The organism is Parerythrobacter aestuarii (assembly GCF_030140925.1).
In the GTDB taxonomy this organism is placed as follows: Bacteria; Pseudomonadota; Alphaproteobacteria; order Sphingomonadales; family Sphingomonadaceae; genus Parerythrobacter; species Parerythrobacter aestuarii.
On the sequence record NZ_JARBWD010000001.1, the window covers coordinates 480,589 to 504,676 of the forward strand.

Annotated in this window: 22 protein-coding genes; 13 read left to right on the forward strand and 9 right to left on the reverse strand. The window is 63.5% G+C overall.

What is annotated here, in order from left to right; all coding sequences use genetic code 11:
- Window positions 1-17: 17 nt before the first annotated feature.
- Both QPW08_RS02405 and QPW08_RS02410 read right to left on the reverse strand, forming a co-directional pair.
- Window positions 18-2,369, reverse strand: coding sequence for a DNA translocase FtsK (locus QPW08_RS02405; RefSeq protein ID WP_284124134.1), 2,352 nt, complete (start codon window positions 2,367-2,369; stop codon window positions 18-20).
- 78 nt (window positions 2,370-2,447) lie between these two features.
- Window positions 2,448-3,008: a thiamine phosphate synthase gene (locus QPW08_RS02410; protein ID WP_284124135.1), complete on the reverse strand. Its 561-nt coding sequence runs from the start codon at window positions 3,006-3,008 to the stop codon at window positions 2,448-2,450.
- Here QPW08_RS02410 and QPW08_RS02415 point away from each other — a divergent pair.
- Entirely contained in the window at window positions 3,007-3,669 is a 663-nt protein-coding gene (locus tag QPW08_RS02415) for a YggS family pyridoxal phosphate-dependent enzyme (RefSeq protein ID WP_284124136.1), read from the forward strand. The genes QPW08_RS02410 and QPW08_RS02415 overlap by 2 nt on opposite strands.
- 113 nt (window positions 3,670-3,782) lie before the next feature.
- On the opposite strand, the gene QPW08_RS02420 is transcribed toward QPW08_RS02415, so the two are convergent.
- Both QPW08_RS02420 and QPW08_RS02425 read right to left on the reverse strand, forming a co-directional pair.
- A complete protein-coding gene (locus QPW08_RS02420) occupies window positions 3,783-6,542 on the reverse strand; it encodes a [protein-PII] uridylyltransferase (protein WP_284124137.1) in 2,760 nt (919 codons plus the stop codon).
- On the reverse strand, window positions 6,539-8,242 hold the full coding sequence (locus QPW08_RS02425; RefSeq protein WP_284124138.1) for a class I adenylate-forming enzyme family protein: 1,704 nt from the start codon (window positions 8,240-8,242) through the stop codon (window positions 6,539-6,541). The genes QPW08_RS02420 and QPW08_RS02425 overlap by 4 nt, the downstream gene beginning before the upstream one ends.
- A gap of 149 nt (window positions 8,243-8,391) precedes the next feature.
- On the opposite strand from QPW08_RS02425, the gene lgt reads away from it, so the two are divergent.
- From lgt to QPW08_RS02440, 3 genes are all read left to right on the forward strand, one after another.
- Window positions 8,392-9,285, forward strand: coding sequence for a prolipoprotein diacylglyceryl transferase (gene lgt, locus QPW08_RS02430; RefSeq protein ID WP_284124140.1), 894 nt, complete (start codon window positions 8,392-8,394; stop codon window positions 9,283-9,285).
- A gap of 8 nt (window positions 9,286-9,293) precedes the next feature.
- Window positions 9,294-10,346 (forward strand): class I SAM-dependent methyltransferase, encoded by a 1,053-nt coding sequence (locus tag QPW08_RS02435; protein WP_284124142.1) that lies wholly within the window; start codon window positions 9,294-9,296, stop codon window positions 10,344-10,346.
- Between the two features lie 71 nt (window positions 10,347-10,417).
- Window positions 10,418-10,837: a DUF2147 domain-containing protein gene (locus QPW08_RS02440; RefSeq protein WP_284124143.1), complete on the forward strand. Its 420-nt coding sequence runs from the start codon at window positions 10,418-10,420 to the stop codon at window positions 10,835-10,837.
- Here QPW08_RS02440 and QPW08_RS02445 read toward each other — a convergent pair.
- Complete coding sequence (locus QPW08_RS02445; protein WP_284124144.1) at window positions 10,834-12,387, reverse strand: glycine betaine ABC transporter substrate-binding protein; 1,554 nt, start codon at window positions 12,385-12,387, stop codon at window positions 10,834-10,836. The two genes, QPW08_RS02440 and QPW08_RS02445, sit on opposite strands and share 4 nt — an antisense overlap.
- Window positions 12,384-13,151 carry an ATP-binding cassette domain-containing protein gene (locus tag QPW08_RS02450; RefSeq protein WP_284124145.1) on the reverse strand — a complete coding sequence of 256 codons (768 nt, stop codon included), beginning with the start codon at window positions 13,149-13,151 and terminating at the stop codon, window positions 12,384-12,386. Before QPW08_RS02450 ends, QPW08_RS02445 begins: the two co-directional genes overlap by 4 nt.
- Before the next feature lie 109 nt (window positions 13,152-13,260).
- On the opposite strand from QPW08_RS02450, the gene QPW08_RS02455 reads away from it, so the two are divergent.
- From QPW08_RS02455 to QPW08_RS02495, 9 genes are all read left to right on the forward strand, one after another.
- Window positions 13,261-14,427, forward strand: a complete 1,167-nt coding sequence (locus QPW08_RS02455; protein ID WP_284124146.1) for an isovaleryl-CoA dehydrogenase — start codon at window positions 13,261-13,263, stop codon at window positions 14,425-14,427.
- A complete protein-coding gene (locus QPW08_RS02460; protein WP_284124147.1) occupies window positions 14,424-14,933 on the forward strand; it encodes a hypothetical protein in 510 nt (169 codons plus the stop codon). The genes QPW08_RS02455 and QPW08_RS02460 overlap by 4 nt, the downstream gene beginning before the upstream one ends.
- 21 nt (window positions 14,934-14,954) lie before the next feature.
- The gene (locus QPW08_RS02465; RefSeq protein ID WP_284124148.1) at window positions 14,955-15,947 is read left to right on the forward strand and encodes an alpha/beta hydrolase; all 993 of its coding nucleotides are present in this window, start codon (window positions 14,955-14,957) and stop codon (window positions 15,945-15,947) included.
- A complete protein-coding gene (locus tag QPW08_RS02470; RefSeq protein WP_284124149.1) occupies window positions 15,944-16,738 on the forward strand; it encodes a spermidine synthase family protein in 795 nt (264 codons plus the stop codon). Before QPW08_RS02465 ends, QPW08_RS02470 begins: the two co-directional genes overlap by 4 nt.
- A gap of 42 nt (window positions 16,739-16,780) precedes the next feature.
- Window positions 16,781-18,388, forward strand: coding sequence for a carboxyl transferase domain-containing protein (locus QPW08_RS02475; RefSeq protein ID WP_284124151.1), 1,608 nt, complete (start codon window positions 16,781-16,783; stop codon window positions 18,386-18,388).
- Between the two features lie 13 nt (window positions 18,389-18,401).
- Window positions 18,402-18,827 (forward strand): hypothetical protein, encoded by a 426-nt coding sequence (locus QPW08_RS02480; protein ID WP_284124152.1) that lies wholly within the window; start codon window positions 18,402-18,404, stop codon window positions 18,825-18,827.
- Window positions 18,828-18,883: 56 nt separating this feature from the next.
- Window positions 18,884-19,540, forward strand: a complete 657-nt coding sequence (locus QPW08_RS02485; protein WP_284124153.1) for a 1-acyl-sn-glycerol-3-phosphate acyltransferase — start codon at window positions 18,884-18,886, stop codon at window positions 19,538-19,540.
- Window positions 19,537-20,337 (forward strand): DUF1295 domain-containing protein, encoded by an 801-nt coding sequence (locus tag QPW08_RS02490; RefSeq protein ID WP_284124154.1) that lies wholly within the window; start codon window positions 19,537-19,539, stop codon window positions 20,335-20,337. Before QPW08_RS02485 ends, QPW08_RS02490 begins: the two co-directional genes overlap by 4 nt.
- A gap of 80 nt (window positions 20,338-20,417) precedes the next feature.
- On the forward strand, window positions 20,418-21,050 hold the full coding sequence (locus tag QPW08_RS02495) for a hypothetical protein (RefSeq protein WP_284124155.1): 633 nt from the start codon (window positions 20,418-20,420) through the stop codon (window positions 21,048-21,050).
- Here QPW08_RS02495 and QPW08_RS02500 read toward each other — a convergent pair.
- From QPW08_RS02500 to QPW08_RS02510, 3 genes are read right to left on the reverse strand one after another with little or no spacing between them, the layout of a single operon-like run.
- A complete protein-coding gene (locus QPW08_RS02500; RefSeq protein ID WP_284124156.1) occupies window positions 21,047-22,231 on the reverse strand; it encodes a BaiN/RdsA family NAD(P)/FAD-dependent oxidoreductase in 1,185 nt (394 codons plus the stop codon). The genes QPW08_RS02495 and QPW08_RS02500 overlap by 4 nt on opposite strands.
- A 10-nt stretch (window positions 22,232-22,241) precedes the next feature.
- The gene (locus QPW08_RS02505; protein WP_284124158.1) at window positions 22,242-23,312 is read right to left on the reverse strand and encodes an AI-2E family transporter; all 1,071 of its coding nucleotides are present in this window, start codon (window positions 23,310-23,312) and stop codon (window positions 22,242-22,244) included.
- Window positions 23,313-23,325: 13 nt separating this feature from the next.
- Window positions 23,326-24,066 carry a M50 family metallopeptidase gene (locus tag QPW08_RS02510; RefSeq protein ID WP_284124159.1) on the reverse strand — a complete coding sequence of 247 codons (741 nt, stop codon included), beginning with the start codon at window positions 24,064-24,066 and terminating at the stop codon, window positions 23,326-23,328.
- Window positions 24,067-24,088 lie beyond the last annotated feature (22 nt).

Sequence of the window (24,088 nt, forward strand, 5' to 3'; positions counted from 1 at the left end):
AGCCGGGTATGGCAACCTTACAGCGGGTTCCCGTCCTTGTCGCGATAGATGTCGCGCCGCCCGACATGGTTGGCGGGGCCGACAAGGCCTTCGCTCTCCATTCGCTCTATCCACTTGGCAGCCGTGTTGTAACCGACCCCCATCTGGCGCTGGAGCCATGAGCCCGAGGCTTTCTGGTTTTCGATCACGATCTGGCAAGCCTGGCGATACTTGCGCTCTTCCGGGTTGTCGCTGGCAGTGAGGTCGTCTTCGAAGCTGAGGCCACCGCCATCTTCGGGCTCTTCCGTCACCGCATCGACATATTCCGGCTCGCCCTGCGCCCGCCAGTGATCGGCCACGCGCTCGACTTCCTCGTCGCTGACGAAGGGGCCGTGGACACGGATCATTGCCCCGGTATTGGGCTTGTAGAGCATGTCGCCCTTGCCCAGCAGCTGTTCACTGCCTTGCTCGCCGAGGATGGTGCGGCTGTCGATGCGGCTCGTGACCTTGAAGCTGATGCGGGTCGGCAGATTGGCCTTGATGACCCCGGTGATGACATCGACCGAGGGGCGCTGTGTCGCCATGATCAGGTGGATACCGGCGGCGCGTGACTTCTGGCTGAGGCGCTGGATCAGGACCTCGATTTCCTTGCCGACGGTGACCATGAGGTCGGCCAGTTCGTCGACGATCAGTACGATCAGCGGCAGCGGCTGGTAGTCGAGCTGCTCTTCTTCGTAGATCTCCTCGCCGGTTTCAGGATCGAAGCCGGTCTGCACCCGGCGGCCCAGCGGCTTGCCCTTGGCAGCGGCAGCGCGGACTTTCTCGTTGAAGCCGGAGATATTGCGCGAGTTAACGCTCGACATCATGCGATAGCGGCGTTCCATCTCCTCGACCGCCCATTTGAGCGCGCGGACCGACTTCGCGGGCTCCGTCACCACCGGCGACAGCAGGTGCGGGATATCGTCATAGGTCTTGAGCTCGAGCACCTTGGGATCGATCAGGATCAGGCGGCATTCCTCGGGCGTGAAGCGGTAGAGCAGGCTCAGGAGGATGGCGTTGAGCCCGACCGATTTACCACTGCCGGTGGTGCCCGCGACCAGCAGGTGCGGCATTGCGGCAAGGTCGGCGACAATCGGTTCGCCGGCGATATCCTTGCCCAGGATCATCGGCAGCGCGCCCTTGCTGTCGGCAAAGGCCGCGCAGGCGGCGAGCTCCTTGAAATTGACCATCTGCCGGTCCTGGTTGGGCAGTTCGATCCCCATCACCGTCTTGCCCGGAATGGGCGAAACGCGGGCGGAGATGGCGGACATGTTGCGCGCGATGTCTTCAGCGAGGCCGATCACGCGGCTGGCCTTGATGCCGGGGGCAGGCTCCAGCTCGTACATGGTCACCACCGGGCCGGTGCGCACGGCAGTGATCTCACCCTTGACGTTGAAATCGTCGAGCACGGTTTCCAGCAGGCGGGCGTTGCGTTCGAGCGCCATCTTGTCGAGCTTGGGCGCGGTGTCGGGGCCGGGATCGGTCAGCAGGTCCAGGCTCGGCAGCTCGTAATCGGCGAACATGTCGCGCTGCTTGGCCTTGGATGGAGCGGCCTTGCGTGGAGGTGCCGAGGGATCGACGATCTGCGGCGCGCGGCGCTCGATCGGCTGTTCGATCACCGGATCGGAGCTCGCCGGGCGAGACTTTGGCTCGGCCCGCGGCGACAGTGTTTCGGGCGCGCGGATGCGCGGCAGTGCGACCTGCGGCATGAAGGGCAAGTGGCGCATGAATGCGGGCAACGTCAGCAGCGAACGCCAGTCGATGGCGAAGATCCTTGTGACCAGCCCGGCCCCGCCAAAGAATGCGAGAACTGCAAGAAGAAGGATGATCCAGCCCGAGAGACTTTCGCCGAACCGCGTGCCGACGGCTTCGATGGCACCGGCCCCCATCAGCCCGGTGATGCCGCCCATGCCGGCCGGCAATGTGCCTCCGGGTCCGTCAAACACGAGTGCGAGCACTGCGGAAAGCAGCGCCATGGCCAGCAGCAGCATGAGCACCGGGCGCCACCAGCGGGTTTCGGTGTCGATGTCCTCTTCCTCGACATCGCGCCACAGCTTGCGCGCGAAAACATAGAGCAGCGGCAGCAACAGGATCGCGGTCCAGCCGAACAGGAACAGCACCATGTCGGCGGTCCACGCGCCGCTCGTCCCCATCCAGTTGGCGATCTGTGCACCGCTGGCAGCGGTCGAGGAACTGGGGTCGCTTTGAGTATAGCTCGCCAGCGACATCCCCAGGAACAGGGTCGAGCCGAACAGCACCGCTGCCCCACCCATCTGCGCAGCACGGCGCAGCGAACGCCGGAATGCGGCGCGCCAGTCGGCCTGCTGCTTGGTCATTGCCCGTGACGCCATGGTGTTCCCTTCCCTGCGTTGGAACACACCATGAATCCTCGCGGATTCCGGGTCAAGCGAAAGGCGGCGAGATGTTGGTCAGGAGAGTCCGTCGATTGCGGCCCAGCGCGGCCAATCGAGGCGGTTCGCTGTCCGGTCAGTCAGCCCTCCCAGCGCGATCACCGGCATCCGGGCATACCGGGCGAGGTGCCGGAACCGTTGCGTCCCCAGCACAGGCGCGTCGGGATGCGAGCGGGTCGGGAACACGGGCGACAGCATCACGGCATCGGCGCACACGCGGTTGGCCTGCCCGATTTCGGCCAGGTCATGCGCGGTGGCCACGGTCACCATGTCGCGGCGAGTGGGGTAGAGGCTCAGCGGCGCGCCATAGACACCGTCCGCGCCCCATTCGCGCGCGGTCATGGTGCTGTCGGCGAGGATCACGAGATGGCCCATGGCGCGGCATACCCTGCGCAGTCTTATGAACCGTGCGATCCGCTCCGGCGACGGCAAGTGATAATGGCGATAGACGAAGCCTGAACCCGGCGGCAGCGCGCGCAGGCTCGCTTCCAATGCCGGGTCATTGCGCTCATCCGAAAGCAGCCAGAGGTCGGGTAAGGTCTGGAACTGTGCCACGGCCCCGCTATAGCGCGCTCCCATGAGTGATCCAGTGACACCGCTCGAAGAAACCGAAGCCCGCATCGCCAAGGCCTGCAGAATCGCCCGACGCGAGCGGGGCGAAGTGATGCTGATCGCTGTCTGCAAGACCCACCCGCCCGAGAAAATCCGCCCGCTGCTGGAGCAGGGCCAGCGCGTGTTCGGCGAGAACCGCGTGCAGGAAGCGCAGGAAAAATGGCCGATGCTGCGCGAGGATTATCCCGATGTGGAACTGCACCTGATCGGCCAGCTGCAATCGAACAAGGCCGAGGATGCGGTGGCGCTGTTCGACTGCATCCACTCGCTCGACCGCCCGAGCCTGGTCAAGGCGCTGGGCAAGGCTATGGAGAAGGCCGGGCGGCCGGTGCCGTGCTTCGTGCAGGTCAATATCGGGGCGGAGGAGCAGAAGGGCGGTTGTCCGATCGCCGAAGTTCCCGCGCTGATCGAACAGGCACGCGAGGCGGGCATCCCTGTCATCGGACTTATGTGCATCCCGCCTTTCGACATCGAACCTGTGCCGTTCTTCGCCCTGCTCGACAAGCTGGCGCGCGATAACGGGCTGGAGGGTCGGTCCATGGGCATGAGCGGCGATTTCGAAACCGCAATCATGCTTGGCGCGACGCATGTGCGGGTGGGCACGGCGCTCTTTGGCGAGCGGGGCTAGTAAAACTCACTCGTCGCCCCGGACTTGATCCGGGGTCCCGTTGCCTTGGGTGGAGCGCTTGAAGTAAGCGGGACCCCGGCTCGGGGGCCGGGGTGACGGTAGCGGGCCGTTGACTAAGCCGGCTCCAGCTGCGCCTGCCGCTCGTCGCTGGCGGCTTCTAGCAGGGCGTTGCGGATACTGCCCTGCCGCGCATCGTCCACCACCTTCGAGCCAGTCAGGTCGGTGACGTAGAACGTATCTGCCGCCCGCTCGCCATAAGCGGTGATGTGAGCGGAATGCACCATCAGCTGGTTTTCGAACAGCGCCCGGCCGAGCCGGTTGAGCAGCGCCGGGCGATCGCGGGCGTTGACTTCGACCACGGTGAAACGGCTCGACGCGTCGTTGTCGAACTGCACCCACGGACGCACGTCGAAGGCGGCGGCGCGGCTCTGCTTGAGCGGGCGCTTGGCCAGCTTGGGCACCAGCTCACCGCGGTTGGCGATGGCATCGGTGATCGATTGCTTGATCCGCTCCAACTGGCGGGCTTCGGCAAAGCTCTTGCCCAATGGATCCTGCACCAGGAAATTGTCGACCGCCCAGCCATTGCGGGTGGTGTGGATCCGCGCGTCGATAATGTTGCCGCCGGCCAAGTGGATACCGCCGGCGATGCGGTAGAACAGGCCAGGGTGGTCGGGTGCGATGACTGTCACCAGCGTGGCACCGCGTTCTTCGTTGAACTCGCAATGGATCGAAAGCTGCTCTTCGATCTTCTTGGCAGCATCATACTGGACGATATTGCGGGCAATGACGTCTTCAGGCTCGGCGATCCAGTAGGCGTCGTTGAACCGTCCGCCCAGTGCATCCAGCAGTGCAGCCCTGTTGCCAAGTTTGGCCCTGACAGCTTCCTTCTTGGCTTCGACCCGGTGTTCGCGGCCATGCGGCATATGGCCGAGCCGAAGCCGCTCATGGGCCGCGTCATAAAGCTCGCCCAATAGCTGGCCCTTCCAGCTGTTCCAGGTCCCCGGGCCGACCGCGCGGATATCGACGGCGGTCAGGATCATGAGGTGCCGCAAACGCTCCAGGCTCTGCACTTCGGCGACGAAGTCCTCGATCGTCTTGGGGTCGGTCAGGTCGCGCTTCTGTGCGGTGTTGCTCATCAGCAGGTGTTGCAGCACCAGCCACGCAACGAGATCGGTCTCGTCTTCGCTGAGGCCGAAACGCGGGCACAGCTCGTGCGCAACGTCTGCCCCGAGCACGGAGTGATCCCCGCCGCGCCCCTTGGCAATGTCGTGCAGCAGAGCGGCAACGAAAGCGACGCGGCGGCTTTCGACCTGGTGGATCAGCATGGTCGAGCGCGGATGGTCAGCTGCCAGCTCGCCTTTTTCGATCCTGGTGAGGAAACCAATCGCCCGCAGCGTGTGCTCGTCGACCGTATAATGGTGATACATGTTGAACTGCATCTGCGCGTTGACGCGGCCGAAGTCGGGCACGAAGCGGCCCATCACCCCGGCTTCGTTCATCCAGCGCAGCACCAGTTCAGGGTCGTTGCGTCCGCACAGCAAGTCGAGGAAGATTGCATTGGCGCGGGGATCTTCGCGAATGTCGTCCCTGATCAGCACGCTGTCGCGGTCTGCCAGGCGCATGGTGCTGGGTTCGATCTCCAGCCCATTGGCCTCAGCGATCTGGAAGACTTCGATCAGCCGTACCGGGTCCTTGCGAAACCATTCGTCCGAGGGCGCGGCGATGCGCCCTCCGAAAACCTTGTAGCCCTTGAGCATTCGTGGCTTGGCATTGAAACCGGCGAAGAAGCCACGCCGTGCGCGCTGCCTGTCGAACTGCTGGTCGAGCTGGGCGAGGAACACGCCGGTCAGCGAACCGACCCGTTTTACTTGCAGGAAGTAGTACTGCATGAAGCGCTCGACCGCGCTCTTGCCCTGCCGCTCGGCAAAACGCATCCGTTCGGCAATCTGCTTCTGGAAGTCGAAGGTCAGCCGGTCTTCGGCGCGCCGGGTCAGCTCGTGCAGATGGCACCGCACGGCCAGCAGGAAACCCTCGGCGCGCCGGAAAGAGTGGTATTCGGCCTTGGTCAAGAGACCGGATTCGACGAGGTCGGCGGCGTTGCGCGCGCGATGGATATACTTGCCGATCCAGTACAGCGTTTGCAGGTCGCGCAGGCCGCCCTTGCCTTCCTTCACGTTGGGTTCGACGACATAGCGGGTGCCGCCCATCTTCTCGTGCCTTGCATCGCGCTCGGCGAGTTTCTCCGTCACGAACTGGCGCTCGCTGCCGGCCACGACTTCGGACCAGAACCGCTGCCGCGCTTGCTCGTAAAGCTCGCGGTCACCCCACAGGAAGCGCGCTTCGAGCAGGGCAGTGCGGATAGTGAGGTCTTCCTTTGCCATCCGAACCATCTCGTCCGGCGTCCTGCTGGATTGACCGACCTTCAGGCCAAGATCCCACAGGAAATAGAGCATCGCCTCGGTCACCTGTTCGCACCATGGTGTCCGCCGGGCGGGATGCAGGAAAGCGATGTCGACGTCGGACTGCGGAGCCATCTCTGCCCGGCCGTAACCGCCGACCGCCAGCACTGCGAGCCGCTCCGAAGCCGAACGGTTGGCAACCGGATAAACATGGGTGGTGACGTGATCGAACAGCAACCGCACCAGCTGGTCGACCAGAAAGGCGTGGCCAGCGGTGATCTCGTGCCCTGCGCTGGGCTTCTCAACCAGCCTGCGGCCGAGCTCCTCGCGACCGGCGGCCAGGGCTTCGCGCAGCATGGTCAGCACGTCGGGGCGGGCCTTCTCGCCCTTGTCCTCCACCACGGCATCGATCGCCGCCGCAATAGAGCGACGGTCGATGATGCTGCGTTGTTGGGGAACCGGCTTCGACGTCAAGTCGCCGCCTGCCCCGCGAGATATTCCTTGGTGTATTTCTCGCGCAAGGTGCGCTTGTCGATCTTGGCTGTGCCAAGCCGCGGCAGCGACTGGGTTTCCTGCCAGTAGATCACCGGCTGCTTGAACGAAGCAAGGCGTGTCGACAGGAAATCGCGCAAGGCTTCTTCCGTCAGCGTCTTGCCCGGCTTGGCGAGGAACACCGCGCCGACAATCTCGCCATAGCGCTCGTCCGGCAAGCCGAAGACGCTGCATTCGGCGATGTCGTCATGGGCGTAGATCGCTTCTTCGACTTCGATGCAGGTGATGTTTTCGCCGCCACGGATGATGATGTCCTTCTTGCGGTCGACGATGAAGAGATAATCGTCTTCGTCGAGCCGCCCGAGGTCGCCGGTGCGGAAATACATGTCGTCGGTGAACGCGGCCTTGGTCGCTTCCTCATTGTCCCAATAGCCGAGGAAGTTGCAGACCGAACGGATGCTGACTTCGCCGACCTGGCCCTGGGGCACAGGCTTGCCATTGTCGTCGAGGATCGCAAGGTCGACCAGCGGACGGCTGGCCTTGCCGGTGCTGGAAGGCTTGGCGAGGTAGTTCTCGTTGAAATTGCCGCAGCCCACGCCGTTGGTTTCCGTCAGGCCATAGCCGAGCAGCGGGTTGCCTTCGGGGAAGGCGTCCTTGATCTTGGTGACATGCTCGGGCGGCCGCGGCGCGCCGCCGGCAGCCCAGCCGGAACAGGTCGAGACATCGTATTTGTCGCGATCCGGGTGCGTCGCCATCTCATAGGTCATCAGCGGCACGCCGGCGAAATAGCTGACCTTCTCGTCCTGGATCAGCTGGAGCGCGGTCCCGGCATCCCATTTGGGCATCAGCACGACCTTGCGGCCCAGCGCGAAGCTCTGCAGCAGCAGCGGCACTTCGCCGGTAACGTGGAACAGCGGCACGGCGAGCAGCGCGCAGGCCTGCGTAGTCGGAGCGTTGCCTTCGCCTTCAAGGTAACTGAAAGCCATCAGCGACTGTACGGCATAGCTCATGGCACCGTGGACGACGCCGCGGTGATCGGAATAGGCACCCTTGGACAGACCGGTCGAGCCCGAGGTGTAGAGCACGGTGCACAGGTCGTCCGGCCCGACGTCGAGCGGGTTCACGCTCGTCGGGTCGCCCCAGGTGACTTTGAGGCCTTCACTCGGCTCGCAGTCATGGTCGAACAGCACCAGCTCGGCACCATGGTCGGTTCCTTCGAGCCGCTTGGCGCGGCCTACGTCGGCGAACACCAGCTTGCAGTCGACCAGCTTGATCGCCGCCGCCAGCTCTTCGCCATTGGAGAAACCGTTGAGCAATGTCGCGCAGCCGCCGCCCATGATGATGCCCATGTAGAGCACGATCCAGTTGGCCGAATTGCGCGCAGCAATGCCGACCCGGTCGCCCTTCTGCATGCCATGCTCGTTCTTGAGGCCTGCAGCGACCGCGCAGGCAGCACCCCATGCTTGCCCGAAGGTCAGGCGACAATCGCCATCGACGAGAAACTCGGCGTCTTTATGCTCGTTGCAATAATGCGCAAAGTAGTGTGCCAGGCTGGGCGGAGCGTTCTTGAGCGCCGGCATCTCGGTGCCGTTGCGTGTGAAGGGTACCGTTTCCGCCGGGGCGCCAGGCGCTGTCAGCGTGTCCATGATGGCATCGAGGGTCTTGTCGAGCTCTGTCGGCATCGTTTTCTTTCTCTCCGTCTGTTGCGGTTTGCCTTAACCCGATGGTCCTTCGGGGTTTCACCTGAACCCGGCCTGTGCCAAAGCCCCTGCCGAAGATGATCAAGGTCCGCGCCTTTCCCGTCTGCGGACCCCTGTAAGAGGTTGTGTCCGTGCTGTCACTATTGGCCGATGCCGCTTCCCAGCCGATCCAATGGACCGACCTGGGCTTGCGTCCCTACCTGTTCGAGATTGGCGGCTTTCAGCTGCGATTCTATTCGCTGGCCTATATTGGTGGTTTGCTGCTGGCCTATTGGCACCTGTCGAAGATGATCAAGGCACCAGGCGCACCTATGGTGCAAGAGCATGTCGACGATTTGTTCTTTTACTGCACGCTCGGCGTGATCCTCGGCGGCCGGCTGGGATATGCCGCTTTCTACACCGGCTCCGGCACAACCAAGCCCAACATGTTCACGACCTTCTCGCCCGGCGAGACTGTGAGCTGGGACCTGCTCAGGTTGTGGGACGGGGGCATGAGCTTCCACGGCGGGGTCATCGGCGTGGTCGTAGCGATCCTGTTCGTCGCCTGGCGCAACAATCTCAACTGGCTGCGCGTGTGCGACTATATCGCGGTCAACGTGCCCTTCGGCATGCTGCTCGGGCGGCTCGCCAATTTCGTCAATGGCGAGCTCTATGGTCGCGCCACCGACGTACCATGGGCAATGATCTTCCCGACCGGCGGTGAAATAGCCCGTCATCCCAGCCAGCTCTATCAGGCCGGGCTCGAAGGGCTGCTGATGATGCTGATCCTGGTGCCGCTGTTCTGGAAGACCAACGCTCGCTGGAAACCGGGCCTGATGGTTGGCGTGTTCACGGTCGGTATTGCCGCTGCACGCTTCATCAACGAGTTCTTCCGTGAGCCCGATGCGCAGCTGGCGCAGCGAGTCATCGACACGGGCCTCAGCCAGGGCCAGTGGCTGTCGATCCCAATGATCCTCGTCGGTCTCGGCGTGATCTTCTACGCGTTGATGAAGAAGCCTGCAGGCGAGCCCGGCAAGGCGGCCTGAGCGGCGCGATGGCAGACGACCTCGGAGCCATCTTCCGCCGGCTGATTCGCAACACAGGGCCGCTTTCGCTGACGCAGTTCATGGGCGAGAGCAACGCCCGCTATTACGACAGTCGTGATCCACTGGGGCAGGGTGGTGACTTCATAACCGCACCTGAGATCAGCCAGATGTTCGGGGAGCTGATCGGTTTGTGGCTCGCCGACATGTGGATCAACTCTGGCCGCCCGGACGATGTTGAATATGTCGAGCTTGGCCCGGGTCGTGCGACGCTGGCGAAGGACGCGCTGAGGGCGGCAGCAAAGTACGGTTTCCAGCCTGAAGTGAATTTCGTCGAGAGTTCCGGTGCGCTGCGCGAAGTGCAGGCCAAGGCGTTCCCGGCGGCGCATTTCCACCATGATTTGTCGACCCTGCCGATGGATGTCCCGCTGATGTTCGTCGCCAACGAATTCCTCGATGCGCTGCCGGTGCGCCAGCTGGTCAAGACCCCGGAAGGCTGGCGCGAGCGTATGGTCGGGCTCGAAGGCGAGGACTTCGCCTATGTAGCCAGTGGCGGGACCATGGACGGGGCGGTGCCGCAGGGCTTCCGCGATGTCGAACCCGGCACGATACTGGAAACATGCCCCGGGGCTGCAGCTACGGTCTACGAGGTTGCGGGACGATTGACAGAACAAGGCGGCGCGGCACTGTTCATCGACTATGGCCATGCGCAGCTCCAGCCGGGTTCGACCCTGCAAGCTATTCGCGCGCACGAAAAGGTCGATCCGTTTGCCGAACCGGGCACGGCAGACCTGACCGCCTTGGTCGATTTCGAGACGCTGGGCCGGATCGCCGAATCGCGCGATGTCCGCCACCTGGGGACTGTTGAACAAGGCGCATGGCTGCGCTCGCTCGGTATCGAAGCCCGGGCGCAGGCCTTGAGCGCCAAGGCCCCACACTATGCCGAAGAGATCCATTCGGCGATGCAGCGGCTGGTCGCACCCGACCAGATGGGCAGCCTGTTCAAGGTGATGGGGCTTGCTGCACCAGGCTGGGCTGACGGGGCTGGTTTCAGCAGCGATTAAGGCGGCCGTCGCGATTGCGGCTGAAACCGATGGCACCCCCCAAGCGTAGAAGGGGACGAGGAGACCGCTTGATGATCCGAAATATTGCCTTTGCTGCCGCCGCGTTATTCGCCGTTGCCAGTCCCGCTTCCGCGGCGGACTCGATTGCCGGAAGCTGGGTGACGACGGAGAAGGATTCGGTCATCACCATAGCAAGATGCGGCAGCAGCTATTGCGGCAAGCTGTCCAGATTTCTGAAGGCCCCTCCCAATGGTGCCGGCCAGAAGGACGTCAACAACCCCAACCCAAAGCTGCGCAGCCGTACGTTGTTGGGGACACCACTCCTGACCGGGCTGACCGAGGATGGCGACCTGTGGCGCGGCACGATCTACGATCCGCGCAATGGCAAGAGCTACCGCTCCGTCGTGCGCCGCAAGAGCGCGACGGTGCTGGAAGTGAAGGGTTGCCTCGGCCCGTTCTGCCAGACCCAGCTGTGGCGCAAGGCGAGCTAGGGCTTCAGCCCGATCCGCCCAGCGATCATCGCTGCCGCTTCGACCGGCGAGATCTTCTTACCATCGGTGCGGTCGACCGCGAGATTGGCTTCGCGCATCAGCTCGACATCGATCGCGCCGACCAGCGGTTGCAGCGCGGCCATCAGACCCTCGTCATCCGCACGTCCCGGCGCAATCATGATCATCGCGTCATAGCTGGGCAGCGCGCCTTTGGGGTCATCGAGGATCACGAGCTTGTCGGCCACGATCCGCCCGTCTGAGGTATAGGCGCTGATGACATCGGCTTCGCCTGATTTGAGTGCATTGTACATGAAGGTGGGGCTGAAATTGCGCTGCCGGGCAAACTTCAGGCCATAGGCATCGCGCACCGCGATCCATTCGGGCCGCTCGAACCATTCGGGATCACCGCCGGTGACGAGCCGGGGGGCGACAGGGGCAAGGTCTGCGATGCTGCTCACCCCTAGCTCTTCTGCGCGATCCTGCCGCATGCCAAGGCCATAGGCGTTCTCGAACCCCAGCTTGCCGAACACAAGCGTGCCGGTTCGCTCAGCCTCCCAGTCCTTGATGATCCGATACATTTCCTCGCGACCCGGGTTGTCGGTGCGTCCCAGGTTATTGGTCCAGATCGTGCCGGTGTAATCGATCGAGATATCGATCGCCCCGGTGCTGACCGCATTGTGGACCACTGCCGAGCCCAGCCCGTCGCGATATTCGACCGCGTACCCGGCCCGCTCGAGTTGCGACCCTATCAGCCGGGCGAGGATATATTGCTCGGAGAATTGCTTGGCGGCGATGACGACTGCGTCTTCGTCGCTTGTTTCTCCTGGACCTTGGAGCGACCATGCCGAGGCGATGATGCCAAGCGCTGCGACCGCCGCGCCACCCCATACGAGCACGCGCTTGCGCACAGCGAAGCCGCGCTCAACGGTGCCGAGAATAGCGTCGGTGACCAGCGCCAGCGCCGCCGATGCAAGGCACCCCGCCAGCACCAGCGACCAGTTCTGCGTCTGCAACCCGGCGAAGATCGGATCGCCGAGGCTCGGCTGGCCGATGGTGGTCGATAGCGTCGCTGCACCAATCGTCCACACCGCCGCGGTGCGGATGCCCGCCATCACATAGGGCGCGGCGAGCGGGGCCTCGACCAGTCGCAGTTTTTGCCATGGGGTCATGCCCACGCCGTCTGCCGCCTCCAGCACACCGGGGGCCATGTTGTCGCGCGCGGTGACAGCATTGCGCAGGATCGGCAGCAGCGCGTAAAGCGCCAGTGCCAGCAGCGCGGGCAGGAAGCCCAGCGTTGGCAGGCCTTCGCCAAAGACGACCCGAAGGCTGAGCAGGATCGGGAAGAACAGCGCCAGCAAGGCCAACGCGGGGATGGTCTGCACCAGGCTGGCAAAGCCCAGCGTCAGGCGCGAGACTGTGGCATTGCGGCTCGCCCACACCGCCAGCGGCAGCGCCACTACGATACCGAGAGCGATCGCGCTGGCTGCCAGCACGACATGGGAAGCGAGCTTGTCTCCCAGCCCCATGAGCGCGGTCCAGATGTCGCTCATGCTTCCAGCTCTGCGAGGGCATCGGCTTGTGCGCGCGGCACGGCCACCAGCGCCTGCGCCACCTCGCCGCCCGCCCCATTGATCAGTGCGCGCGGAGTCTCGTCTGCAACGATCCTGCCGCCGTCCATCACCAGCACCCGGTCAGCCAGCAACAGCGCTTCGGCCATGTCATGCGTTACCATCACCGTAGTCAGCCCGAAGTCGCGGTGCAGCTCGCGTACCCGGTGGCCCAGCGCATCGCGTGTCACCGGGTCGAGCGCTCCGAAGGGCTCATCCATCAACAGCAGTCGCGGCTCACCCGCGAGCGCGCGAGCGACCCCGATCCGCTGGCGTTGCCCGCCGGACAGTTCATTCGGCATGCGTGCGGAGTAGCTGCTGTCGAGTTCGACCAGTTCGAGCAGTTCGGCAACCCGCTCCTGACTCAGTTTCTCGCCAGCCAGCCTCGGTCCGATAGCGATATTCTCCGCTACGCTCATATGCGGGAACAGGCCAATCGACTGGAACACGTAGCCGATGGTGCGACGCAGCGCCGGGAGCGGCTGCGCGGCAACATCCTCGCCTTCGAACAGGACCCCACCTGCTGACGGTTCAGCCAGCCGGTTGACTGTCTTGAGCAGAGTCGACTTGCCTGACCCCGATGCGCCCACGAGGGCAACGAAGCACCCCCGGTCTACATCCAGTGTCACTGCATCTACGGCGGTTACTTCACCATACGCCTTGGTCACGCTTTCAAACCGCAGCGCCGTGGTTGCATCTCCCGCCATGCCCGCAAGCCTAGGGGGGCGAGGCGCGCTTTGCCAAGCGATTTCAGGTGCAACCGGTTTGCGCCGGCCACGCGCCTTGCTATGCGCTCGGGCAAGGAGATTCTTACCGATGCGAGCCACCCCCGATTTCGATTTCCAGCTCGGCGAAAGCGCCGACATGATCCGCGAGACCGTTGCGCGCTTTGCCGACGAACAGATCATGCCGCTTGCGGAGAAGGTCGACCGCGAAGACTGGTTTCCGCGCGACCTGTGGCAACAGATGGGCGAGCTGGGATTGCACGGGATTACCGTTGAGGAAGAGCATGGCGGGCTTGGCCTTGGCTATCTGGAGCACGTAATTGCGGTCGAGGAAGTCAGTCGGGCCAGCGCCTCGGTCGGCCTCAGCTATGGCGCGCATTCGAACCTGTGCCTCAACCAGATCCGCCGCTGGGGCAATGATGAGCAGAAAGCCAAGTACCTGCCCAAGCTGATCAGCGGCGAACATGTCGGCTCGCTCGCCATGTCCGAAGCCGGGGCCGGGTCCGACGTCGTTTCGATGAAGCTCAGGGCCGAGGAAGTCCAAGGCGGCTACATCCTCAACGGGACCAAGTTCTGGATCACCAATGCGCCAGAGGCCGATACACTGGTCGTCTATGCCAAGACCGACGGGCAGGCCGGCTCGCGCGGGATCACGGCATTCCTGATCGAGAAAGGCGATGAAGGGTTTTCGATTGGACAGAAAATCGAGAAGGTCGGCATGCGAGGCTCCCCCACCGCCGAGCTGGTGTTTGACGATTGCCACATCCCTGAAGACCGCATCATGGGCCCGCTCAACGGCGGCGTCGGCGTGCTTATGAGCGGGCTGGACTATGAGCGCGTGGTGCTCGCCGGCCTGCAGCTTGGGGTGATGCAGGCGTGCTTGGATGTCGTCATCCCCTATTTGCGTGAGCGCAAGCAGTTCGGCAAACCGATCGGCAGCTTCCAGCTGATGCAGGCCAAGGTCGCCGACATGTATGTCGCGCTGCAATCGGCCCGCGCTTACACCTATGCCGTCGCCAAGAGCTGCGACGCCGGCCACACGACGCGGTTCGATGCGGCGGGCGCGATCCTGCTCGCCAGCGAAAACGCCTTCCGTGTCGCTGCCGAAAGTGTGCAGGCGCTGGGCGGCGCAGGCTATACGCTCGATTGGCCGGTGGAGCGCTACATGCGCGATGCCAAGCTGCTCGATATCGGTGCCGGGACCAACGAAATCCGCCGTATGCTGATCGGGCGCGAATTGATCGGCGCGGCGGGGTGAAGCGGCGCTTCCTTGCCTTGCTCGCCGGGTTGGCGACGACCAGCGTCGCAGCCCAGCCTGTGTTCGACGGCAATTTGCCACCTCGCTCGTGCATGGAAGCGATCAAGGCGCTGCGATATGCTGGCGATTGCCAGAACAACGGGCTGTTCCACGAGCTCTACTGGCCGGGCGCTGTGCGGGTCGCAGCGGGCGGCGAGCCAAGTCCTTTCGCGAATGCCAGGCTATTCGGGCCTTGTCCAAAGTATCGCACTTACCTGCGCGATCTGCGAAAAGCGCCCGTTGTTGGCAATCGACAGACCATAAGGCTCAAGTCCATCGTCACAAGGGTAGCCACGGACGGCCGTTATTCAGGTGACTACTCCGTTTTCAAGGTGAGCTACACTTGCGAGCGCCGCGGCAAGGAATGGCGCGTGCTGAGGCAAGACATTTTCACGCGGGGCGATTTCGTCAACGCGCGCGCTGCGACCGAGTTTGAGCGAACCGGCGGCTGGGAAGGTCGACACTAGGAACTAGGGAGGGAGAGGCCCATGAAACGGATACTGCTGCTAGTCGCGGCGTTGATCGCGATGCTGCCCATGTCGGCGCACGCCCGGGTCGAGACCATCATGGTCCACAGCCCGTCGATCGAAGGCAATCTTGAAGGCAATGATGCGACCCGCAAGGTCCACGTTATCCTGCCGCCGAGTTATGACGAAGACCCCGAGCGGCGTTTCCCGGTGGTCTACTACCTTCACGGCTATACTACGACAGCGGATGCCCAGATCGAACGGATCGACCCCGATGCTGCGGTCGAGGCCTTCGACGGGCTGGAAATGATCGTCGTCATCCCTGACAGCTATACCAAGCGCGGCGGCAGCTTCTATGGCTCCGGCGAGACGGTCGGCAATTTCGAGCGCTTCATCGCCGTCGACCTTGTCACCGCAATCGACACCCAGTTCCGCACCATTGCCGAGCGCGAAAGTCGCGGCCTCGCCGGGCATTCCATGGGCGGCTATGGCACGCTGCGGATCGGGATGAAATACCCGCAAAACTACGCCGCGCTCTATCCGATGGCACCGTGCTGCACCCAGCCGCGCGTCTGGGCCGATACCGACGTCAAATACGAGACGATGGACCCGGACACGCTGACCCGCGAGCAGTTCTTCGACTTCGGCTATTTCGCTTATGCCGCTGCCTTCTCGCCCAATCCCGAAAACCCGCCTTACTTCTTCGACCGCAATGTGAAGGATGGCGCGATTGACCCGATGGTGCAGGCGCGCTGGATGGCGAATTCCCCGGCGGTGATGCTGCCGCAGTATGTCGATGCGCTGAAGAGCTATGACGGCATCGCGCTGGACGTCGGCGAGCAGGACTTCCTGCTGGCGGAGGTCAAGGCGATGGATGCACAGCTGACCCAGTATGGCATCGATCATGACTTCATGCTGTTCGAAGGCGATCATGTGAACCGGGTGAAGGAGCGCTTCGCGGCCAACCTGCTGCCGTTCTTCGCCGCGCATCTCGACGGCGAGAGCGAGGATTGAGCGACGCAGCGGACATTGCCGCCACCATGGGTATCGACGTCTTCGATATCGGACCCATGCGTGAACTCTACCGCCCGATAGCGCGGGGGGACTGGGAACTGCGGGTTACGGAAATGGCTCCCTGTCGCGGCTACTGGTCTCCGCTGCAGATGACCTACGGGCTGGTGCTGCTGACGCGCGGCGAAGACACCTGGATGTCGCTTTCGCCGACAGAAGTCGAAAGCCAGGTTCTCGGCGTCGAAGCGGCCCATCGCCATGTCGCCATCATGGGCCTCGGCATGGGCTGGGTCGCGGCGGAAACGGCGATGCGCGATGAAGTGTCGCAGGTCACTATCGTCGAGCGTGATCCGGATGTCATCGCCTTGCACAAAGAGCTGGACCTGTTCGCGCGCTTGCCCGGCGGCGTGGGAGAGAAAGTGCGGATCGTCGAAGGTGATGCGTTCCAATGGACACCGGATACGCCGGTCGACCTGCTGATGCCCGACATCTGGCTCCCGCTGGTCGGTGGGCACCGGGTCGCCGATGTCGCGCTGATGCAGGCGAATGTGCAGGCCCCGCTGATCTATTTCTGGGGGCAGGAGCTGGAGATCGCCCGCCATGCTGCTGGGGCCGGACGCACGCTGGACGACGAGGGTGTTGCTGAAACCGTGGCCGAGTTTGACCTCCCGATCCTGATCCCCGAAACAGCCGACTACCCCGGCAAGATCAGGGCCGCTGCAGCGCAGTGGATGCGCGACAACTGGTTTGCACCCGAACATGCCGCCATCCTCGAAGGCGCGCCGACGGTATGAAGGCGATGGACCTTGCCCCCCTTCTTTGACTAACAGGCCAACATGACTGCACCTGTCCTCACATCCATGCTCGACCGGGAAAGCCCGGAGGCAAAGGCTCGCTTCGAACACAACAAGGCGCTGGCCGAAAACTTGCGCGCCAAAGTGGCGGAGGCGGCACTGGGCGGTCCGGAAAAGCACCGCGATCGCCATGTGTCGCGCGGCAAGCTGCTGCCCCGCGACCGCGTCGAGCGGCTGCTCGATCCGGGCTCGCCCTTCCTCGAGGTCGGCCAGCTGGCGGCCAACGGCATGTACGAGGGCGATGTCTCGGGCGCTTCGATGATCTGCGGCATCGGGCGCGTGTCGGGCCGCCAGGTGATGATCGTCTGCAACGATCCGACGGTGAAGGGCGGCAGCTACTATCCGATGACGGTCAAGAAGCACCTGCGCGCGCAGGAGATTGCGATCGAGAACCGCCTGCCGTGCATCTACCTCGTCGACAGCGGCGGGGCGAACCTGCCCTACCAGGCCGAGGTCTTCCCCGACCGCGACCACTTCGGTCGCATCTTCTTCAACCAGGCCAATATGTCGGCGCTCGGCATCCCGCAGATCGCCTGCGTTATGGGTAGCTGTACCGCGGGCGGGGCCTATGTTCCTGCCATGAGCGACGAGACGGTGATCGTGCGCGAGCAGGGCACGATCTTCCTTGCCGGTCCTCCGCTGGTAAAGGCCGCGACGGGCGAGGAGATCAGTGCCGAGGACCTTGGCGGCGGCGACCTCCACGCGCGCAAGAGCGGCGTGGTCGATCACCTTGCAGAGAATGACGAGCACGCGCTCACCATCGTGCGCGATATCGTCAGCCATCTTGGCGCGAACACCGGCGCGGCGAGCGATGTCGAGCTGTGCGATCCGCGCCCGCCCAAATTCGATGCCGACGATCTCTACGCGCTTGTGCCCGAAGATGTGCGCGCGCCCTATGACGTACACGAAGTCATCGCCCGGCTGGTCGACGGCAGCGAGTTCCACGAGTTCAAGCAGCACTACGGCTCGACGCTGGTCTGCGGCTTCGCGCATATCTGGGGCATGCCGGTGGCGGTGCTCGCCAACAATGGCGTGCTGTTTTCCGAAAGCGCGCAGAAGGGCGCGCATTTCATCGAGCTTGCCTGCCAGCGGCGCATCCCGCTGCTGTTCCTGCAAAATATCTCCGGCTTCATGGTCGGCGGCAAATACGAGGCCGAGGGCATCGCCAAACATGGCGCGAAGCTGGTCACCGCGGTCGCCACCGCCACCGTACCCAAGATCACGGTGGTGATCGGCGGCAGTTTCGGCGCGGGGAACTACGGCATGTGCGGCCGCGCCTACCAGCCGCGCTTCCTGTTCACCTGGCCCAATGCGCGCATTTCGGTGATGGGCGGCGAACAGGCCGCGAGCGTGCTGGCAACGGTGCACCGCGATGCCGACAAGTGGTCCGACGCCGAGGCCGAGGAATTCAAGGCCCCGATCCGCCAGAAATACGAAGATGAAGGCAATCCGTACTATGCCACCGCACGGCTATGGGATGACGGCGTGATCGACCCGGTGCAGACTCGCGATGTGCTGGGGCTGGCCTTCGCCGCGACGCTCGAAGCGCCGATTGCCGAGCGGCCCGCGTTTGGTGTGTTCAGGATGTGATGAGGACTTGCTGGTGACTTTCCGAGCCGACATCTGGGCAGCGCACAAGCATGAGGCGTACGAGGCAATTGTCCAGATGATCGACCAATATGTCGAGAGTTTGAAAGATACCGACCCATTGTTGGCTGCGATTGAGAGAGAGCCCGAATTGCTTCTGACGCGGTTCAAAATGGGCGAAGTCGCAACAAGGACGCGCCTAACCCTATCGGGTGACAAGGCAAATTGGTTCACCGCTCTGCATATCCTCGCGCGATTGGCTGACGAGCGTTTGAACAATTTCGAACAGCACAATGATCAAGAACTCTGGCACGACTTTATGACCGCTGGCGAGTGGGCGATTTCAGAGTTGGATCGCTATGGGTTCGTCGTAGCCAGTTCTTCTGGTGGGGACTGGACCAAGGCTGGCCGAGCAATGGTCGAAGGCCATCTTACTTTCTGAAACCCCCTCCCATTCCGCTGCGTAACTGCTAACCCTTAGCGCGAGTGGGAGAGAACATGTCGCAAAACCCGTCGGTCAATGGGCGCCGCAAGCGCTCGATCCTGTCGCGTATCGTTCGGCGGATCATCATGGTGCTGTATCGCTGGAAGGGGTGGGAAATCGACGGGCACCTGCCTGACCTGCCCAAGTTTGTCATCGCCGGGGCACCGCATACCTCCAACTGGGACTTTGTCTTCTTCACCGGGGCCACGGCAGAGGAAGGGATCGAGCCCAATTTCATGGGCAAGCACACGCTGTTCCAGGGCGTGATGAAGAACTTCATGTACGATATGGGCGGCATACCCATCGACCGGACCAAGCGTAGCAACGTCACCCAGCAGGTAGCGGAGGAGTATGCCAAGCGCGATCATCTTGCGTTGGTGATCGCAGCGGAAGGAACGCGCAGCTCCAATGGCGAGTGGAAATCGGGCTTCTACAATATCGCCCGCGCGGCCAATGTACCGATCGTGGCCGCGTGGGTAGACAACACCACAAATACGCTTGGTTTCAGCGAACCGATCTGGCCGGGCGAAAGTTATGGCGAGACGCTGGGAAAGATTGCCGCCTTCCTGCGTTCCAAATTACCGGAGCTGGATCGCTACAAGGTGCTGGAGGCACAGGCGGCCCGGCTGATGGCTGAAGAACAGGCGGAACAGGGGAAACCGGACCAATGATCGACGCACTGCTGACCAACGCCGCGATATTGCTCGCCGCCACGCTGGTGATGTGGGCCATAGCCGTCAAGATCCACGATGCCTCGATCGTCGACAGCTACTGGGGCGGCGGGATGGCGCTGATGGCGGTGGCGAGCTGGTTCCAGCTCGCGGAGCCCGGCCTTGCCGCCAATGTCATCGCCGCCATGGCGGTGCTGTGGGGCACGCGGCTGGCGCTGCACATCTTCACCCGCTGGCTCAAGGAAGGCGAGGACCAGCGCTACAAGCGGATCATGCGCAAGGCGCGCGAGAACAACACCTTTGCCTTCACCGCACTGACCAAGGTCTTCCTCGGGCAGGCGGTGCTGCTGTTCGCCGTGTGTAGCCCGGCGCAGGTCGGCATCCTCGCCAGCGAAGCGCCCGCGCCGCTCAGCGCCCTGGCCTTTGCCGGGATCGCGCTGTGGGCGGTGGGTATGTTCTTCGAAGTCGTCGGCGACCTGCAGTTGCGCGCGTTCAAGAACGACCCCGCCAATGAAGGCAAGATCCTCGACACCGGTCTGTGGCGCTATACCCGCCATCCCAACTATTTCGGCGATGCCTGCGCCTGGTGGGGCATCTGGCTGGTGACCGCCTCGGTAAGCTGGAGCCTCGCGCTTTACACCGTGATCGGGCCGGTGTTCCTGACCTTCACCCTTACCAAGTGGTCAGGCGCAGCCTTGCTCGAATACGGGATGAAGAAGAAGCGCGGCGACAAATATGCCGACTACATCGCCCGTACCAGCGCCTTTATTCCCCTTCCTCCCAAGAAATCGGTCTGAACCGGCAGCGCCTCGTCGCAAAGGGGGTTTAACCGCCGCCTCCAGCCCCTACATGGGGCCGAGCATGAGGGAGTGAAGCGGTGGTAGCGTCCGGCGATACCGAACAGGACAAGCGGCAGCTGGTCGAGCTGGCCATGAAAGTAACCGAGCGGCGCGGCGAAGAGATCAGCCGTGCCACGCTGGCGAACGAAGCCGGCCTGTCGCGCACGGTCGTCGACCGCCACTTCCCTGAGGAAGGCGACCTGTTCAGTGCCATTATCGACCTGTGGTACGAGCCCGATATCGCGATCATGGAAGAGGTTGTCGCTTGCGACCTGCCGATCCCGCGCAAGTTCTACGAATTCTTTGCCCGCCGCTATGTGCGCGAGCGTGAGCGTTACGAAAAAGATCCACAGACCTTTGCGCTCTATTGCGAACTTGGACGCAACCGGTTCGAGGATGTGCGCGGCTACATCGACCTTGCCGATCACTACCTGAGCGAATTGATCGCCCAGGCACAGGCGGAAGGGTTTTTCCCCGATCTGACCATCAACCAAGCGCTGACACTGATCAACCAGATGGTGATCGCCTATACCTCGCCGCAGGTGTTGTTGATGATCTCGCACCGGCTGGAGGAAGAAAAGCTCGCCGCCATCGTCGATACGCTGTTTGCCGGGCTTGCCGGTGGTGATCGCGGGGCCAAGGGCGTTTCCGGCCTGCGCGCAGTTCGCTAGAGGGCTTGTCCGGCAGCGTGGCCGCTGGCCCAGGCCCACTGGAAATTGTAACCGCCAAGCCACCCGGTGACATCGACCGCCTCGCCGATGGCGTAAAGGCCGGGAACCTTGTTCGCTTCCATCGTCCGGCTTGAAAGCTCTGCGGTGCTGATTCCCCCGGCGGTGACTTCGGCCTTGGCAAAGCCTTCGCTGCCATTGGGCCGGAATTCCCACCGCGAGAGCCGCTCCTGCGCCCGGCGCAGCGCCTTGTCGGCGATCCCTTGCAGCGAGCCTGACAGGCCAAGCCGTTCGGCCAGCACGCTGGCAAGCCGCTCGGGCATGTATTCGCGCAGGATCGAGAGGAACGTGGTGTTGGGCGCGGCTTGCTTGCGCTGAACCAGCCAGTCGCCCTTCTCGCCGGGACAGAAGTCGAGCCAGATCGGCTCCCCCGGCTTCCAGTAGCTGGAGACTTGCAGGATCGCGGGGCCGGACAACCCGCGATGGGTCAGGAGCGCGGCTTCGGCAAAGCTCGCCTTGCCCGCTTTTGCGACAACGTCGCTGGCTACGCCGGACAATTCGCGGAACAGCACATCCTCGCCGCCCAGCGTCAGCGGTACCAGTGCGGGCCGGGGCTCGACCACTTTCAGCCCGAACTGCCGCGCCAGGCGATAGGCGAAATCGCTTGCTCCCATCCTGGGTATCGATGGTCCGCCGGTAGCGATCACCAACTTGTCACCCGTAAGCGCTGCGCCTGACGCCATAACGGCAAACCGGCCACCTTCATGAACCACCTCGGTGACGTCCTGCCCCGTCAGGATGGTGACATCGCCCCCCTTGCTTTCCGCAGCCTGGCATTCGTCGAGCAACAGCTGGACTATTTGCTTCGCCGAGCCATCGCAGAATAGCTGGCCGAGGGTCTTCTCGTGCCAGGCGATGCCATGCGCTTCTACCAGGGCGAGGAAATCGCGCGGGGTGTAGCGCCCCAGCGCCGACTTGGCGAAATGCGGGTTGGCGGAAAGGTACTTGGCCGGGCCTGCGCCGATGTTGGTGAAGTTGCAGCGCCCGCCGCCGGAAATCAGGATCTTCTTGCCGACCGCTTCGGCTCTTTCCAGCACCACCACCCGCTTGCCGCGCTGCCCGGCCTGCGCGGCGCAGAACAGGCCAGCGGCCCCGCCACCGAGGATGATCGCATCATAGCTCACCGGGGATCACTCAGGCCGATCCGGCGGTGCGCTGCTCTGACAGGATCGTCCAGCCGGCCATGAACAGGCCAGCCACCAGCGGACCGAGCACGATCCCGGAAATCCCGGCCATGGCGATGCCGCCGAGTGTCGTTACCAGGATCACCCAGTCGGGAATCCCGGTGTCACGGCCGACCAGGATCGGGCGCAGGACATTGTCTGCCATGCCGATCACGGCGACGCCGCTGACGATGACGACGACGCCCTGCCAGATGGCCCCGGTTGCCAGCAGCCAGATCGCTGCAGGAACCCAGACGATTGCCGGGCCAACCGCCGGCAGCAGCGAGAAAATCGCCATCACCACGCCGAACAGCGCGACTGAGGGCATTCCGGCGATCCAGAAGGTGATCGCGCCCAGCGTCCCCTGCACCAGGGCGACGACGCCCGAACCCTTGATCGTGGCGCGGACGATTGCCAGGAAGCGTTCGGCCAGCCGCTGCGCGATACTGTGTTCGAGCGGCAGGGCGCGCAGTGTGGCGCTGCCGATCGCCTTGCCGTCACGCAGCAGGAAGAATGTGACATAAAGGCCGACGCCGAAGGCCAGCACCCAGGACAGCGCGCCACCCCCGATGGCGACAGCCCGGCCGGCGATGAGGCCGGCACTTTCGGTTGCCAGTTCCTGCAGCCGGTCCTGCACCATGTTGAAATCGCCCAACCCTTCGCTGCGGAGCGAAGCCCGGATGCTTTCCGGCAAGGCACCGAATACCTGCGCAAACCATTGTGCCACGTCGATGTCGCCATTCTGGAAAGCGACAAATACCGCTGCCGCCTGTTCCACCACCTTGGCTCCGATCCAGAGTGCCGGCATCAGGATGGCGACAGTGATGATCGTCAACGCACCCAGGGCGCAGCGGGTCGTCTTGCCCGGGTTGCGAGCGAGCAACCACTGGTAGAGCGGCTGGAACATGATCGCCGCCAGCATCGACCACAGCAGGGGACTTACGAAAGGCCAGGCCACCAGCGCCAGCGCTCCGGTAACGAGCATCAGAAACAGCAGGAATCCAAGCCGCTCGATATCGCTGCCCAGCGGTGTCGTTGTCATTTCTGCTTGCCCCTTACCAATGATCCGGCGCACGCCGTTCGGACAGCGCATAGCGCAGGCTGGCACCGATCATAAGGGCCGCCAGCGCAATTATCAGCCCGGCCCACAGCCAATGCGGCAGCAACAGGTATTCTTCCATCTGCCCCGTGTCGCTGAGGATCGGCTGGCCACCGATGACCGCGCGTTCCATCAGCAAATAGTCCCACTGTCCGAACATGCTCAGCGCCGCCTGCAGGCCGAGAAATTGCAATGTGAAGCGCTCCAGCCATGGCTTTCCGCGCATCGCGATGACGACGAGAGCCACGGCGATACCGGGCAGGATGACCCAGCCTAGCACCGATCGCACCCAGATCACGGTCGACAGCACGAGGAGCCCGGCGATCCCGAACAGGATCGGTCGCCACAGCCTGGCCCGGGTCGAGGCAAGGATCAGCAGCGAGCCGATGACAGCAGGACCGATTGGCCCACCGGCGCTCACCAGCGCCTGCGACAGGCTGGAAGCATCTTCGGGGCGGTAGGTTTCAGCAAAGCCCGATCCGTCGGGCAACAGCACGAGCCGCTCGAAATCGAAGCCGACGACGATAGCGGTCAGGCCGTGACCCATTTCGTGGAACCACGTCGACAGAATCACGAAGGGGTAGAGAATATAATTGCCCAGCGGCAAGTAGGGCAGCAGCAACACCAGCCCGCCGGCCAGGATCAGCGCCTTGATATGCTCTTCGCGCGAATGGATGGCGAGCGACCGACCCTGCATGCTGAGCGCACTCCTTATTCCT

What these genes read in the sequence shown, in the direction of transcription:
- QPW08_RS02405 (WP_284124134.1), bottom strand. Translation starts at nt 2,369, where the DNA reads ATGGCGTCACGGGCAATGACCAAGCAGCAGGCCGACTGGCGCGCCGCA.
- QPW08_RS02415 (WP_284124136.1), top strand. Translation starts at nt 3,007, where the DNA reads ATGAGTGATCCAGTGACACCGCTCGAAGAAACCGAAGCCCGCATCGCC.
- QPW08_RS02410 (WP_284124135.1), bottom strand. Translation starts at nt 3,008, where the DNA reads ATGGGAGCGCGCTATAGCGGGGCCGTGGCACAGTTCCAGACCTTACCC.
- QPW08_RS02425 (WP_284124138.1), bottom strand. Translation starts at nt 8,242, where the DNA reads ATGCCGACAGAGCTCGACAAGACCCTCGATGCCATCATGGACACGCTG.
- QPW08_RS02435 (WP_284124142.1), top strand. Translation starts at nt 9,294, where the DNA reads ATGGCAGACGACCTCGGAGCCATCTTCCGCCGGCTGATTCGCAACACA.
- QPW08_RS02440 (WP_284124143.1), top strand. Translation starts at nt 10,418, where the DNA reads ATGATCCGAAATATTGCCTTTGCTGCCGCCGCGTTATTCGCCGTTGCC.
- QPW08_RS02445 (WP_284124144.1), bottom strand. Translation starts at nt 12,387, where the DNA reads ATGAGCGACATCTGGACCGCGCTCATGGGGCTGGGAGACAAGCTCGCT.
- QPW08_RS02450 (WP_284124145.1), bottom strand. Translation starts at nt 13,151, where the DNA reads ATGGCGGGAGATGCAACCACGGCGCTGCGGTTTGAAAGCGTGACCAAG.
- QPW08_RS02455 (WP_284124146.1), top strand. Translation starts at nt 13,261, where the DNA reads ATGCGAGCCACCCCCGATTTCGATTTCCAGCTCGGCGAAAGCGCCGAC.
- QPW08_RS02465 (WP_284124148.1), top strand. Translation starts at nt 14,955, where the DNA reads ATGAAACGGATACTGCTGCTAGTCGCGGCGTTGATCGCGATGCTGCCC.
- QPW08_RS02475 (WP_284124151.1), top strand. Translation starts at nt 16,781, where the DNA reads ATGACTGCACCTGTCCTCACATCCATGCTCGACCGGGAAAGCCCGGAG.
- QPW08_RS02485 (WP_284124153.1), top strand. Translation starts at nt 18,884, where the DNA reads ATGTCGCAAAACCCGTCGGTCAATGGGCGCCGCAAGCGCTCGATCCTG.
- QPW08_RS02490 (WP_284124154.1), top strand. Translation starts at nt 19,537, where the DNA reads ATGATCGACGCACTGCTGACCAACGCCGCGATATTGCTCGCCGCCACG.
- QPW08_RS02505 (WP_284124158.1), bottom strand. Translation starts at nt 23,312, where the DNA reads ATGACAACGACACCGCTGGGCAGCGATATCGAGCGGCTTGGATTCCTG.
- QPW08_RS02510 (WP_284124159.1), bottom strand. Translation starts at nt 24,066, where the DNA reads ATGCAGGGTCGGTCGCTCGCCATCCATTCGCGCGAAGAGCATATCAAG.